Raw genomic sequence first — 14,718 nt, forward strand, 5'->3', positions numbered from 1 at the left:
TGAAACGACTTAGCGCCGATGATAGTGCGGATTCCCGTGTGAAAGTAGGTCATCGTCAGGCTCTTATAAAGACCAAACGCCCCGCTCAAGACCTGAGCGGGGCGTTTTGGTTTGTTGGCCGCAACATTCGTAGAATGTGACCATGCATCACAAGCCCTATACCCGCGCGGAGCAGTTGCCTCAAATCCTCTCGAATCGCATTGCCATTCTGGATGGGGCGATGGGCACGATGATCCAGCGTTTGAAGTTGACCGAAGCTCACTACAGAGGGTTGGGCTATGGCGGCGCTGACGCGGTTGGCAACCGTTTTGAGGCGCACGCCCTGGATGTCAAGGGCAACAACGAACTGCTCAGTTTGACCCGGCCGGACGTGATCCGTGACATCCACGAAGCGTATTTGGCGGCCGGCGCTGATTTGATTGAAACCAACACCTTTGGTGCAACACGCATTGCCCAAGAGGATTACAAAATGGCGGAGCTGGCGAAGGAGATGAACTTCGCGTCTGCCCGGCTGGCGAGGGCCGCGTGCGACAAGTACAGCACGCCTGAGATGCCCCGTTTTGTCGCTGGAGCGATCGGGCCAACCCCCAAGACCGCGAGCATCAGCCCGGATGTGAACGATCCGGGCGCACGGAACGTGACCTTTGAAGCCTTGCGTGAATCGTACGCTGAACAGATTGAGGCCTTGGTGGCGGGCGGTGCAGATGTGCTGTTGGTCGAAACCATCTTCGACACCCTCAATGCCAAGGCGGCGCTGTTTGCTATCGCAGAATATTTTGAGCGCTCTGGTGAACGGCTCCCCGTGATCATCAGCGGCACCGTGACGGACGCATCTGGCCGCATACTCAGTGGCCAGACGGTGGCCGCCTTCTGGGCCAGTGTGCGGCACATCGGGCCACTTGCGGTGGGGTTGAACTGTGCGCTGGGGGCGGCGCTGATGCGTCCTTACTTGCAGGAACTGGCCAAACTTGCGACCGACACCTTCATCAGCTGTTACCCGAACGCGGGCTTGCCCAATCCTATGTCCGACACCGGCTTTGATGAAACGCCCGATGTGACGGCCCGCCTGGTAAAGGCATTTGCGCAGGAAGGCCTCGTCAACATTCTGGGTGGGTGCTGCGGTACAACGCCGGACCACATCGCAGCAATTGCCGATGCAGTGAGGCCCAATCCACCCAGAGGTGTGGCGCGGAAACTGTTCTACCCGGAGCCCGCTTGACGATGGCGCCGTGGCTTCGATTCGGACCTCGCCGATCAGCGGTGGCTTGTGTCCTGAGTCTGGTCGCGCTGTTGGGCTGCACACATGCGCCACGCGTCCCCTCGTCAGAGCCCAGCGGCCACGGAGCGCTGCTGAGCACACCTGCAGCCGGTGTGCCGTGGACGCCCATGCTGTGGCCGGGCAAAAAGAATGTGCCCTTTGTTGCGACTTCGTACGATGGGCGCCCCGCCTTGCATGTGAGAGCGAATCGCTCCATGAGCGTGCTTCGCCAGCGGTTGGCCGATGCGCCGTTGCAACCCAAAGACATTCGCTTCTCCTGGCGCGTGGATGGCCTCTTGCAAGGCGCGGACCTAGGCGTGGCTGGGCAGGACGATGCGCCCGTTCGGGTGGTCTTGGCGTTTGATGGCGACCGGTCCCGCTTGACGGCAAAAAGCCGCATGCAGTCCGAGTTGAGTCGTGCGCTGATCGGCGAAGAAATGCCGTATGCGACGCTCACCTATGTCTGGTGCAACAGCCGCCCCATTGGCACCGTCCTGGTGAGCCCGCGCACCGACAGGGTACGCAAAATCGTCGTCGAGTCGGGCGCAACGCGCGTAGGGCAATGGCTTGACTACGAGCGTGACATTGCGAAGGATTTTCGCGATGCCTTCGGTGAAGAGCCAGGTCCCTTGATCGGCATTGCCCTCATGACCGACGCAGACAACACGGGCGAACAAATCAACGCCTGGTACGGCGCCTTGAGCCTGTCGTCCGATTGACAATTTTCCGGCAGGGTTTTCACTCTAAAGACCCTGCCTACGGGAAAGTCCTTGTGACATTCAGGCGCGGATGTTGCATAGTACCGAGCTTGCAAACTTTATTTAGGTGTCAAGCAATGAAACTCAAGCTGATTGCCCTTTGTGCCCTGTTGACTCTGGGAGCGGGGGCGCAAGCCAAGCCGTTCAAGTGGACCAGTTCCAGCGATATCGCTACCTGGGACATCCACTCCCAAAACAACGCGCTGCAAAACGGTATTCACGCCGCTGTTTACGAATCGCTGGTGTACTACAACAGCCGCACCTTCAAGATCGAACCCGTTTTGGCCACGTCGTGGAACCAAGTCACCCCAACCCAATTGCGCATCAACTTGCGCACCGGGGTCAAGTTCCACGATGGCTCTGCATTCACTGCTGACGACGCGGTGTACTCCATCCAGCGGGCCATGGCAAAAACCTCCAACTTTGCGGTGTATGCGCAAGGCATCGACAAGGTGGTCAAGGTCAATGCCAACACCATCGACATCATCACCAAAGGCCCCAACCCGGTGCTGCTCAACCAGATGACCGAGCTGCGCATGATGAGCAAGGCCTGGGCCGAAAAGAACAATTCGGTTGAGCCTAAAGACATCAAGACCAAGGACGAGAACTTTGCCCACCGCAATGCAATGGGCACCGGTCCCTACACCTTGAAAGAGTGGAAGCAGGACCAGCGACTGGTTTTGGCCAAGAACCCCAACTGGTGGGGTTCGATGGACAGCAATGTGACCGAAATCATCTACTCACCCATCAAGGCCGACGCGACACGCATGGCCGCTTTGTTGACGGGTGAAGTCGATTTTGTCCTCGACCCCAGCCCACAGGATTTGCCACGCGTGCGCCAGAACAGCAGCCTCAAGGTGATGGATGGCGTTGAGAACCGCACCATCTTCTTTGGCATGGACCAGTTCCGACCGGAACTCGTGGGCAGCAACATCAAGGGCAAAAACCCGCTGAAAGATTTGCGAGTGCGCCAGGCGCTGAACATGGCCATCGACGCAGACGCGATCACCCGCGTGACCATGCGAGGCCTGGGCCAGCCCACCAACGCACTGGTGGCGCCCCAAGTTGCCGGTTGGAACGAATCCATCCACAAGCGCCCAGCGGTGGACGTGGCGGGCGCGCAGAAGCTGCTGGCCGACGCGGGCTACAAAGACGGTTTTGAAGTTGATTTCGCTTGCCCGAACAACCGCTACATCAACGACGAAGAAATCTGCCAGGCCGTGACGGCCATGTGGTCACGCATCGGCGTCAAGGCCAAGCTGCGTACCCTGCCGCTGGTCACCTATTTCCCGATGATCCAGCGCTATGAAGCCAGCATCTACATGCTGGGCTGGGGTGTGCCCACGTTCGACGCGTTGTACTCCCTGCAATCCCTCGTTCGCAGCGTGGGCACGGGTGGTGACGGCAATTACAACGTGGGCCGCTACAGCAACCCCAAGCTCGATGCCGTGATCGACCGCATCAAAACCGAAACCGATCCCTTCATTCGCCCACGACTGTTGACGGAAGCGCTTCAGATTGCGTCGGATGATGTTTCGCACATCGTCTTGCACAACCAGATCATTCCCTGGGCCATGAAGAAAAACATCGAGGCCGTGCACCGCCCCGACAACCGCATCGACTGGCGTTTGGTCAAGGTAAACTGAGTCATAGCTGTTGAATAAAGGGTCGCGGCGTCCCTGTCGCGACCCTTGATTTTTTATCGAACATGTTTGCATTCATCGTCCGCCGCCTGGCACAGGCCGTCCTCGTGATGGTCACCGTGGCCTTCATCGCCTTCATGCTGTTTCAGTACGTGGGTGACCCTGTGGTCTTCCTGCTGGGGCAGGACGCCACCCCAGAACAAGTCCGCGAGCTGCGTGCGGCCCTGGGCCTGGACCAACCATTTTTTGTACAGTTCTGGCACTTTCTGGCCAACGCCGCGCAAGGCGAATTTGGCCTGAGCTTGCGCCAGGGCGCCAAGGTGTCGCGCCTGATTGGCGAGCGCTTCCCGGCCACGCTGGAGCTGGCCCTGGTGGCGGGCGTGTTGGCGCTGGCCGTGGGCATTCCCATGGGGGTGTACGCCGCTTTGCGCCGTGGCACCTTCATGAGTCAGGTGTTCATGACGGTGTCTTTGCTCGGCGTGTCCTTGCCCACCTTCCTCATTGGCATCCTGCTGATCCTCGTTTTTGCGGTGCAGTTGGGGTGGTTCCCGAGCTTTGGTCGTGGTGATGTGGTGCAGTTGGGTTGGTGGAGCAGCGGCCTGCTCACCGCCAAAGGCTGGCACCACATTGCCATGCCGGCTGTGACCTTGGCCATCTTCCAGCTCACCCTCATCATGCGCCTCGTGCGTGCCGAGATGCTGGAGGTGCTGCGCACCGACTACATCAAGTTTGCGCGCGCCCGTGGCCTGACCAACCGTGCCGTCCACTTTGGTCATGCGCTCAAGAACACCTTGGTGCCTGTCATGACCATCACGGGTCTGCAGCTGGGTGGTCTGATCGCGTTTGCCATCATCACCGAGACCGTGTTCCAGTGGCCGGGCATGGGCCTGCTGTTCATTCAGGCGGTGACCTTTGCCGACATCCCGGTGATGGCCGCCTACCTGTGCCTGATCGCGTTGATTTTTGTCGTCATCAACCTCATCGTCGACCTGCTGTATTTCGCCGTCGATCCGCGCCTCCGCGTCGAAAAGGCGGGAGGCCACTGAGATGCACCCTGGCCGACTCAAGGTCCATGGGCGGGCGTTCACGCACATTGCCGAATTTGTGCCCGAACTGACGGCACTGCGACGCGACCTGCACGCTCACCCGGAGCTGGGTTTCGAAGAGCACTACACCGCCAAACGTGTTGTGGAAGCGCTCAAGGTGTGTGGCGTGGACGAGGTGCACACCGGCATAGGCAAGACCGGTGTGGTGGCGGTGGTGCGCGGCCGGCGCAACAGCAGCGGGCGCATGTTGGGTTTGCGCGCCGACATGGACGCCCTGCCCATGACCGAGCACAACGACTTTGCCTGGCGCTCCACCAAACCCGGCCTGATGCACGGATGTGGACACGACGGGCACACCGCCATGCTGGTGGGCGCCGCCCGCTATCTGGCAGAGACGCGCAACTTCGACGGCACGGCTGTGCTCATCTTCCAGCCGGGCGAAGAAGGCTACGCTGGCGCCAAGGCCATGATCGAAGACGGCTTGTTCGAGCGTTTTCCGGTGCAATCGGTGTACGCCATGCACAACTGGCCACAAATGCGGCCGGGCACCGTGGGCATCAACCGCGGTGCCATGATGGCCGCGGCCGACCGCGTGACCATCAAGATCACCGGCAAGGGTGGACACGGGGCCCACGCCTATTTGGCGGTCGATCCGGTGCTGGTGGCTGCCCACATCATCACGGCGGTGCAAAGCATCGTCTCGCGCACGGTGCGGCCCATCGATGGCGCGGTCATCAGCCTGTGCGCCATGCAGGCAGGCGACCCAGGCGCCTTCAGTGTGTTGCCTGGCGAAGCCACGCTGGTGGGCACGGTGCGCACTTTCAGCCCTGCCGTGCAGGCCTTGGTGGAGCGTCGCCTCAACGAGCTGTGCAGCGCCGTGGCCCTGGGTTTTGGTGCCACGGCATCGGTGCATTACGAGCGCATCTACCCGGCCACCATCAACACGCCCGACGAAGCCCAATTCGCGGCCGATGTGGCGCAGTCCCTGCTGGGCCGCGACCACGTGGACCGCGAGATGGACCCGAGCATGGGCGCAGAGGATTTTTCCTTCATGCTGCAGGTCAAGCCCGGCGCCTATTTGCGCCTCGGCCAGGGTGGCGAAGGCAGCTGCTTCCTGCACAACAGCCGATACGACTTCAACGACGAGGTGCTGCCTCTGGGTGCCGCCCTGCACGCAGGCCTTGTCGAATATGGCATGCCCTTGGGCGACGACTGAGTCGGTCGCCTTTTTTCAACCTGGAGAAGAGCTCACATGATGTTCAAGAAACCTCTGATCTCAGCGCTGGCCGCCGCCGCGCTGGTGGTGTTGGCCGGTACCGCACAGGCGCAAACTGTGCGCATAGGCAACCAGGGCGATGCCTTGTCCATGGACCCGCATTCGCTCAACGAATCGCTACAGTTGGCGGTCACGGGCAATATTTACGAAGGCCTGACGGGTCGCGACAGCAACTTGAAATTGGTGCCACTGCTTGCCTCTGCGTGGAAGCAGACCTCGCCAACAGTCTGGCGTTTTGACTTGCGCCAGGGTGTCACCTTCCACGACGGCACGCCCTTCACTGCCGATGACGTGGTGTTCAGTTTGGCGCGTGCTGCTGGTGAAGGCTCCGACATGCGCAGCTACACCAACGACATCACGGCGGTGCGCAAGATCGGCACCCACACGGTGGAAATCGAGACCAAGACACCTTTCCCGCTCTTGCCTGGGAACATGGCGCGCGTCTACATCATGAGCAAGAAGTGGAGCGAGGAAAACCAGGCGGCGGTGCCGGTGGATCGCCGCAAAGGTGTGGAAAACGCCGCATCGTTCCGCGCCAACGGCACCGGCCCGTTCCGGCTGCGCGAGCGCCAGCCCAACGTCAAAACCAGTTTTGTGCGCAACGGCAACTACTGGGGCAAGATCGAAGGCAACGTGGTCAACGTCGAGTACACGCCCATTGGGAACGACTCGACCCGCGTGGCCGCACTCGTTTCGGGTCAGGTGGACGTGATCGAACCCGTGCCGCTGCAAGACGTGGCGCGCATTGACAGCAGTGGCAAGGCCAAGGTGCTGCAAGGGCCCGAACTGCGCACCATTTTCCTGGGCATGGACCAGAAGCGCGATGAGTTGCAGTTCTCCAGCGTCAAGGGCAAAAACCCCTTCAAAGACAAACGGGTGCGGCAGGCTTTCTACCAAGCCATCGACATCAACGGCATTCAGCGCACCGTGATGCGTGGTGCGGCTCGGCCCACCGCCCTTATGGTCGGTCCTGGCATCAATGGCTACGACGCCGCACTCGACAAGCGCCTGCCCTACGACGTGGACGCTGCCAAGAAGTTGCTCGCCGATGCGGGCTATCCCAATGGTTTTGAAGTGGGCATGAACTGCCCCAACGACCGCTACGTGAACGACGGCAACATCTGCCAGGCGGTCGCGGCCAACTTGTCGCGCATCGGTGTCAAGGTGAATTTGCAGGTCGAAACCAAAGGGACTTACTTCCCCAAAATCCTGCGTCGCGACACCAGCTTCTATCTGCTGGGTTGGACACCGTCCACCTACGACTCGCACGACGCCCTCAATTCACTCACCCGTTGCGTGGACGACAAAGGCGCGGGCCAGTTCAACTTGGGCGCCTACTGCAACCCCAAGCTGGATGAGCTGATCCTGAAAATCCAGGCTGAGACCGACCAGGCCAAACGCGATGGCATGATCAAAGAGGCGTTCAAACTGCACAGCGATGACATTGGCCACCTGCCGCTGCACCAACAGGCCCTGGCCTGGGGCGTGGCCAGCAACGTCAGCGTGGCTCAGTTGGCCGACAACTACATGTTCTTCCGCTACATGAGCGTCAAGTGACCCACCACTGACGGTATCCACCGCCACGCGCCGGCCCCACAAAGGCCGGCGCGTGGTTCCCAGTCTTCATCAGGGACACCTTCTCCGTGAAATCCATGCTTCTGCGCTGGCTCGACAGCGACGTCGGCCACAGCTTCCGCAACTCGCCCACCGCCATCGTGGCGGCGCTCATTGCGGCGGTCTGTTTGTTTTGTGCGGTGTTCGCGCCCTGGGTGGCGCCGCACAACCCGTTTGACCTCACCACGCTCGAACTGAGCAACGCGCGCCTGCCGCCAGCGTGGAGCGAGGGTGGCAGTTCGAATTTTGTGCTCGGCACCGACGACCAGGGCCGCGACATCCTTTCCGCCCTCATGTACGGCGCTCGCATCTCGTTGGCCGTGGGCATCGCCTCGGTGCTGCTGTCGGTGTTTGTGGGTGTGGCGATGGGCCTGCTCGCCGGCTTCCTCGGCGGCTGGATCGACGCCGTGCTCATGCGCCTGTGTGACGTGATGTTGTCCTTCCCCGCCATCTTGGTGGCGCTGCTCATCGCGGGTGTGGGCCGGGCGCTGTTCCCCAACGCCCACGAGTCGCTGGCTTTTGGTGTGCTGATCATCTCCATTTCGCTCACTGGCTGGGTGCAGTACGCCCGCACGGTGCGTGGCTCCACCTTGGTGGAGCGACACAAGGAATATGTGCAGGCCGCCCGCGTCACCGGTGTGGCGCCGCTGCGGATCATGCGCAAACACGTGTTGCCCAACGTCATGGGTCCGGTGCTGGTGCTGGCCACCATCCAGGTGGCCACCGCCATCATCACCGAAGCCACGCTGAGCTTCCTGGGCGTGGGCGCGCCGCCCACTTCACCTTCGTTGGGCACGCTCATCCGTGTGGGCAACGACTACCTGTTTTCGGGCGAATGGTGGATCACCATCTTCCCCGGCCTGATGCTGGTGCTGATCGCGCTCAGCGTGAACCTGCTGGGCGACTGGCTGCGTGATGCATTGAACCCGCGACTGCGCTGATCGGGACGCAAGAAAAATGAGCCTTCTTCAAGTCAAGAACCTGGTCGTCGAATTCCCCGGCCGCCGCGGCACGCTGCGCGCGCTGGACGACGTGTCCTTTGAAATCGCCCCCGGTGAAATCCTCGGTGTGGTGGGTGAGTCCGGTGCCGGCAAGTCGCTCACCGGCGCCTCCATCATCGGCCTGCTCGAACCGCCGGGCCGCGTGGCCAGCGGGCAAATCCTGCTCGAAGGCGAGCGCATCGACGGCCTGCCCTACGAACAGATGCGCAAAATCCGTGGTCGCAAGATCGGCGCGATTTTTCAGGACCCGCTGACCTCGCTCAACCCCCTGTACTCGGTGGGCCGCCAGCTCATTGAAACGATCACCACCCACCTGCCCGTGAGCCAGGCCGAGGCGCGCCAGCGCGCCATCCAACTGCTCAAGGACACTGGCATCCCGGCCGCCGAGCAGCGCATCGACCACTACCCGCACCAATTTTCAGGTGGCATGCGCCAGCGTGTGGTGATCGCCCTGGCCCTGGCGGCTGAGCCCAAGCTCATCGTGGCCGACGAACCCACCACCGCGCTCGACGTGTCCATCCAGGCGCAGATCATCACCTTGCTCAAAACCATTTGTAAAGAGCGTGGCGCGGCTGTGATGCTCATCACCCACGACATGGGCGTGATTGCCGAGACCTGCGACCGCGTGGCGGTGATGTACGCCGGCCGCGTGGCTGAAATTGGCCCCGTGCACGAGGTCATCAACCACCCCGCGCACCCCTACACCGCCGGCCTCATGGCCTGCATCCCCGACATGACGCAAGACCGCGAGAACCTGCACCAGATCGACGGCGCCATGCCCCGTCTCAATGCCATTCCCCGAGGCTGCGCCTTCAACCCGCGCTGCGAACGCGTGTTCGACAAATGTGGTCAGGCCCGTCCCGACCTCATGCACGCAGGGGCCACCCAGGCCGCCTGCTGGCTGCACGACAACAAGGTGGCGGCATGAGCGAAGTGAGCACAAAAGCCCTGGTGCACGCCACCGACCTGGCCAAAACCTTCGACGTCTCCGCCCCCTGGCTCAACCGCGTGCTGGAGGGCCAGCCGCGCATGTTGCTCAAGGCCGTGGACGGCGTAAGTTTCGAGATCGAGAAGGGCAAAACGCTGGCCCTCGTGGGTGAATCCGGCTGTGGCAAAAGCACCGTCGCGCGCCTGCTCGTGGGCTTGTACGAGCCTACGCGCGGTGGCTTCGAGTTTGACGGTGAGGACGCGCATGCCGCGTTCAAGACGCCCGAAGGCCGCAAACTGCGCCGCCGCATCCAGATGATCTTTCAAGATCCCTACGCCAGCCTCAACCCGCGCTGGACGGTGGAAGACATCATTGCCGAGCCCCTGCGTGAACACGAAATCCTGAGCGACGAACCCGCCATCAAAGAGCGTGTGGGCGAACTGCTCAAGTCGGTTGGCCTCAGCCCGCTGGACATGGTCAAGTTCCCGCACCAGTTCTCGGGCGGCCAGCGCCAGCGCATTTCCATTGCGCGCGCCCTGGCCACCCACCCCGAGTTCCTGGTGTGCGACGAACCCACCTCCGCGCTCGACGTGAGCGTGCAGGCCCAGGTGCTCAACATCATGAAAGACCTGCAGCGACAGCAGGGGCTGACCTACCTGTTCATCAGCCACAACCTGGCCGTGGTGCGCCACGTGAGCGATCAGGTTGGCGTGATGTACCTCGGCCGTCTGGTGGAGCTGGCGGACAAGCACACCCTGTTTGACACACCACGTCACCCCTACACCCGCATGCTGCTGGACGCCATCCCCAAGATGCACGACACCGGCAAGGCGCGCACCCCAGTGTCAGGCGAGGTGCCCAACCCGCTGAACCCGCCCAGCGGCTGCGCTTTCCACCCCCGCTGCCCACACGCCAACGCGCGTTGCAGCAGCGAGCGCCCGCAGATCCAGACGCTGGCCGGCGTCAAGGTGGCTTGCCACGCGGTGGAGGAAGGGCGGATCTGAGGTGGGTCCCAGCCCGCAATCCACGGGCAGCTACGCTGTGATGATCACACTTTTCTGACTGACTAGGCTGAGGGTGTGCCGAGCGACAATGTGCCGCTCGGCACACCTGCATCAGTGCGTGCCAGACGCCCTTGTGACGTTGAGCCCGTACCATTCCCACATGAGAACCCGACAGCGTCACCCAAGGGTCAGCCTATGACCAACAGCAACGAGCCTCTTGTCTCCGTGATCGTGCGCAGCATGGACAGGCCTTCGCTGGCCGATGCTGTGGGCTCGGTGGCGCGCCAGACCTACAAGCACATCGAAATCCTGGTGGTCAACGCCAAGGGTGGACAACACAGTGATGTGGCGCCCATCGCTGGTGGCAGGCCGGTTCGCCTCGTCAACCAGGCCGGCGCCGGCTTGAGCCGCAGCGCAGCCGCCAACGCGGGGTTGGCAACCGTACAAGGCGCCTACTTTGCGTTTCTCGACGACGACGACGCCTTGGACGAAGATCACTTTGCTGGCCTTCTCGAGGTCGCCAGGGTTCATACCCCGAACACGGTGGTCTACGCAGGCATCAGGGGCGTGGACGGCGACGATCCTGCCAAAAAAGTGCTGCGTGTTTTTGCCGACGAATACGAACCCGGTAAGCTGCTAGTGGGAAACTTCATTCCCATCCATGGCCCGCTGGTGCCTGCGGCGTTGCTGGCACACGGCGCCCGCTTCGACGAGTCCTTGAGTCTGTATGAGGACTGGGACTTCTGGCTGCAGCTGTCACGGCATGCGCCATTCGTGTTGTCACCCAAGGTCACAGGGACCTACACGATCAACGGTACGTCGGGTGTGAACCCCATGGTGGCGACGCCGGACGCGGTCCACAACGCGACTTTTTATCTTTACCGGAAGTGGTTGCCGCAGCTGCAAGTGGACGACTTGTGGGATGTCTCCCGCCTTTATCACCACCGCAACCACGCGCTGTACCTCGCCCATCAAGACAAGGCGCGTCTTGACACGTCGTTGCGCGAGATGGAGAAACGCTGTGATGAACTGCAGCAAGCTTGGGCGACCAAAGAAGAAGTGATCGAACGGCTGAGTACAGAGCAAGCTCAGCTGCGCAGTCAACTTGAGGTGGCACAAAACACCGTTGACGCCATTTACCGCTCCAAGTCGTGGCGGCTGACTGCGCCCTTGAGGGTAGTCATGTCATGGTGGCGCACTACAACAAACGGATCAGGGAAGAACAGGGTGAAGGATGTCTTGAAAAACGTGGGGCCCCGTGTCAGTCAGTACCTGGCGGTTGGGCGGTTTGCCCTTCACGCCGCCCGGCACCATGGCGGCTTGTTTCGCATGTCGAAGAAGGCGCTGGCGATCTTTCAGGTGGAGGGGTTGGCCGGTGTTGTCAGGCGATTGCCAGTCCACCGAAAACACAGCCTGGTAGCGCGTCACAGTGCAAGCACCACCTTGCAGGCGCCCGAGTGGCTGCAGGGTGACCACGCCGACCTGCCACCGGTCGCTGGTGTGGTGGTGGTGGCGCATGTGTATTACCCGGAGCTGTTCGAGGAGTTGGCTCAGGCGCTCGCAAGCATCCCGTGGCCCTACACCCTGTGCATTTCCGTGACCAGCCCTCAGGCGGAGGCCACGGTGAAGGCGCGTGCGGTGAAACTGCCTCGGGTTCAAGCGCTGGATGTGCGCGTTGTGCCCAATCGCGGGCGCGACATTTCGCCTGTTCTGGTCGAGTTTCGAGAGGCCATTCTGCGCGGTCGGTACCTGCTGCATGTCCACACCAAGAAGTCCATGTATTCCGGACGCGAGCGCATGGAGTGGCGTCGCTATCTGATCGATGGCTTGCTCGGTAGCGAGCGGCGGATTCGGCACATCTTCCGGGTCTTGACCCGAGACGATGCCGTTGGCATTGTTTACCCCGACACCTTTGAAGGGGTGCCCTACTGGGCGCACAGCTGGTTGAAAAACCGGGGTGTGGCACACGGGCTGGCCGGTCGTCTCGGTTTGGACCTTGGCCATCGGAACTATGTGGATGCACCGATGGGGTCCATGTTCTGGGCGCGGGTCGATGCCTTGACACCACTGCTGGATTTGAAGCTGTCCTACCGCGATTTCCCTGAAGAACTCGGACAAACCGACGGGACCTTGCAACATGCAGTTGAACGGTTTTTTGTGCTGGCTGCCCATCACGCAGGATTTGCCCATCGCGTGTTTTTGGATGGAGAAGGTGGCGCGACGGTTTTCATGGGGCAGGGGCGCAACAACCTGCAGCACTACTACGCGATCACGGCACAGCAACGCATTGCGCGTGCCGGCGCCGACGCAAAAATCGTGTCCTTCGACATCTTCGACACGCTGTTTGTGCGCCCTTGGCTGACCCCCGACAGTCTGTTTGCCTACATGGACGACATTGCACAGCGACGCTGGGGCTTGGCGGGCTGCGCTCGTCTGCGCAAAGAGGCGGAGCAACATGCCCGCCTGGCCAGCAGCTCGGGCGATCCGGGCATGGACGACATCTACGCGTGTATGGCCAAGCTGCTGCCCAACCCTGGCCTTGCACCGCACATCAGGGCGCTCGAAGAGAACCTGGAGTTGAAGGCCTTGCAACCCAGGCAGGATGTGCTTGGCGCCGCGCGGCGCCTGAAGGAGCAGGGCCGCCGTATGGTGCTGGTGTCGGACATGTACCTGCCCCGCGCCTTCCTCCAGCAACTCTTGCAAGCGCATCAGATCACCTGCTTTGACGAGATCTATGTGTCGAATGCGGTGGGCCTGAGGAAAGACCGCGGCGACATGTGGGCCGAACTCCCGCGCCGCGAAAACGTGGCAGCAGACGACTGGCTCCACGTCGGTGACAACGAGCATTCCGATCTGCAGTTGCCCCTGGAAGCGGGCTACCGCCACCCGGTGCACGTCATGAAAGCGGCAGACCAGTTCTTCTTGTTCAACGAAGACGCGGCAGCCTGGATACAGCCACAACACTGGCAAGAGTCCTTGTTGCTGGGTTTGCTGGCGAACCGCTTGTTTGTTCCTGGGCTTGCCCACCAACCGGTCACGGTCGATGTCGAGTCCCGTGGGCTGGGCGTCCACAGCCTCCACGATCTGGGCTACCTGGCGTTTGGCCCAGTCATGGTGGCCTTCATGGCCTGGCTGATGAAAACGTCCAAAGACGATGGCGTCACCCAGTTGTTGTACGCCAGCCGGGAAGGCCATTTGCTCAAGCAGGCCCACGAGCTCATCGCCCGGTACCTGCCAACGCCAGATGTTGCCTACTTCTTGTGTTCCCGGCGTGCCGCAGTGTTCGCGTCAATTGTCGACGAAGCGTCGCTGGAGCCTTTGCTCAAGGCCCACTTCAACGGCACGTTGGCCGACTTCCTGCGCTTGCGGCTCGGGGTGGACGACTTGGCGGCCTACACAGAGCGCCTGGGTCATGAGCAGATGGGCGCCAACTGCGACCTGCCTGAACGCACCACCTTCTGCCGGCGCTCGCTGGCAGCGTGCCTGGACTTGTTGCAGGACGCAGCCAGCAGCGAGCGGGTGGCCTATCAAGCCTACGCGCAAGAGATCATGGTAGGCCAGCGCGCCGCCTTGGTTGACATCGGCTTCAGCGGCACCATACAGAAAGCCTTGTCGAATTTCCTGACAGGTGTTTCAGGTGCTTACTATTTCGTCACGGTCGAGGCGGCCGCGGAAGTTGAGGCCACGGGACAATTTGCCAAGGGCTGTTTTGGGCAATACATCAATGCCTTCCATTCGGACATGCCCATCTACCAGTACGCCTTGTTGTCCGAGGCCATTCTGACGGCACCTCACGGGCAGCTGGTTCGTTTTGTCATGCAGGACGGCCAGCCGGTGCCGCAGTTCAAGGCCGGTGGGGTGGCGCAGGCACATTTTTCCGACATCGAGCACATTCACCGGGGCGCGCTCCGTTTCCTCGAAGATGTGCTGCAAACAGTTGGCGCCGACTTTGAGCAGCTTGCGGGTCACCATTTCACGGCCAACCTGGCCATTCGGCAGCTCATGCGGGGACGCTGGAAACTGCATGTCGAAACGCCTGTGCTCCAAGTGGAAGACAACTATTCGGGGAACCAGGAAATCTCCGTTTTCGATTTTTACGAAAAAAAGCGTCTGCGCCTGCCGGGGACCCTGGATTAGTGACGGCGGCCGGGCGTCCGGTACGTCGAGGAGGGCGTCCCTGTAGAATGAAA

General features: G+C 61.5%; 10 protein-coding genes. All 10 read left to right on the top strand.

Features of this window, described 5'->3' with window-relative positions; translation table 11 throughout:
- Positions 1-142: 142 nt before the first annotated feature.
- The 10 genes from ACFQU0_RS04540 (at position 143) to ACFQU0_RS04585 (ending at position 14,665) form a co-directional block, all read left to right on the top strand.
- On the top strand, positions 143-1,219 hold the full coding sequence (locus tag ACFQU0_RS04540) for a homocysteine S-methyltransferase family protein (RefSeq protein WP_382198937.1): 1,077 nt from the start codon (positions 143-145) through the stop codon (positions 1,217-1,219).
- A gap of 167 nt (positions 1,220-1,386) precedes the next feature.
- Positions 1,387-1,977 (top strand): DUF3047 domain-containing protein, encoded by a 591-nt coding sequence (locus ACFQU0_RS04545; protein WP_382198938.1) that lies wholly within the window; start codon positions 1,387-1,389, stop codon positions 1,975-1,977.
- 116 nt (positions 1,978-2,093) lie between these two features.
- Entirely contained in the window at positions 2,094-3,662 is a 1,569-nt protein-coding gene (locus tag ACFQU0_RS04550; RefSeq protein ID WP_382198939.1) for an ABC transporter substrate-binding protein, read from the top strand.
- 62 nt (positions 3,663-3,724) lie between these two features.
- Complete coding sequence (locus ACFQU0_RS04555; RefSeq protein ID WP_382198940.1) at positions 3,725-4,705, top strand: ABC transporter permease; 981 nt, start codon at positions 3,725-3,727, stop codon at positions 4,703-4,705.
- Position 4,706: 1 nt separating this feature from the next.
- Entirely contained in the window at positions 4,707-5,921 is a 1,215-nt protein-coding gene (locus tag ACFQU0_RS04560) for a M20 aminoacylase family protein (protein WP_382198941.1), read from the top strand.
- Positions 5,922-5,957: 36 nt separating this feature from the next.
- Positions 5,958-7,538, top strand: a complete 1,581-nt coding sequence (locus ACFQU0_RS04565; protein WP_382198942.1) for an ABC transporter substrate-binding protein — start codon at positions 5,958-5,960, stop codon at positions 7,536-7,538.
- A gap of 86 nt (positions 7,539-7,624) precedes the next feature.
- Positions 7,625-8,536 carry an ABC transporter permease gene (locus ACFQU0_RS04570; RefSeq protein WP_382198943.1) on the top strand — a complete coding sequence of 304 codons (912 nt, stop codon included), beginning with the start codon at positions 7,625-7,627 and terminating at the stop codon, positions 8,534-8,536.
- Positions 8,537-8,552: 16 nt separating this feature from the next.
- On the top strand, positions 8,553-9,524 hold the full coding sequence (locus ACFQU0_RS04575) for an ABC transporter ATP-binding protein (RefSeq protein WP_382198944.1): 972 nt from the start codon (positions 8,553-8,555) through the stop codon (positions 9,522-9,524).
- Entirely contained in the window at positions 9,521-10,528 is a 1,008-nt protein-coding gene (locus ACFQU0_RS04580) for an ABC transporter ATP-binding protein (RefSeq protein WP_382198945.1), read from the top strand. Before ACFQU0_RS04575 ends, ACFQU0_RS04580 begins: the two co-directional genes overlap by 4 nt.
- Before the next feature lie 195 nt (positions 10,529-10,723).
- Positions 10,724-14,665, top strand: coding sequence for a rhamnan synthesis F family protein (locus ACFQU0_RS04585; protein ID WP_382198946.1), 3,942 nt, complete (start codon positions 10,724-10,726; stop codon positions 14,663-14,665).
- Positions 14,666-14,718: the final 53 nt, after the last annotated feature.

The organism is Hydrogenophaga defluvii, from assembly GCF_042665235.1.
Lineage (GTDB): Bacteria > Pseudomonadota > Gammaproteobacteria > Burkholderiales > Burkholderiaceae_C > Hydrogenophaga > Hydrogenophaga defluvii_A.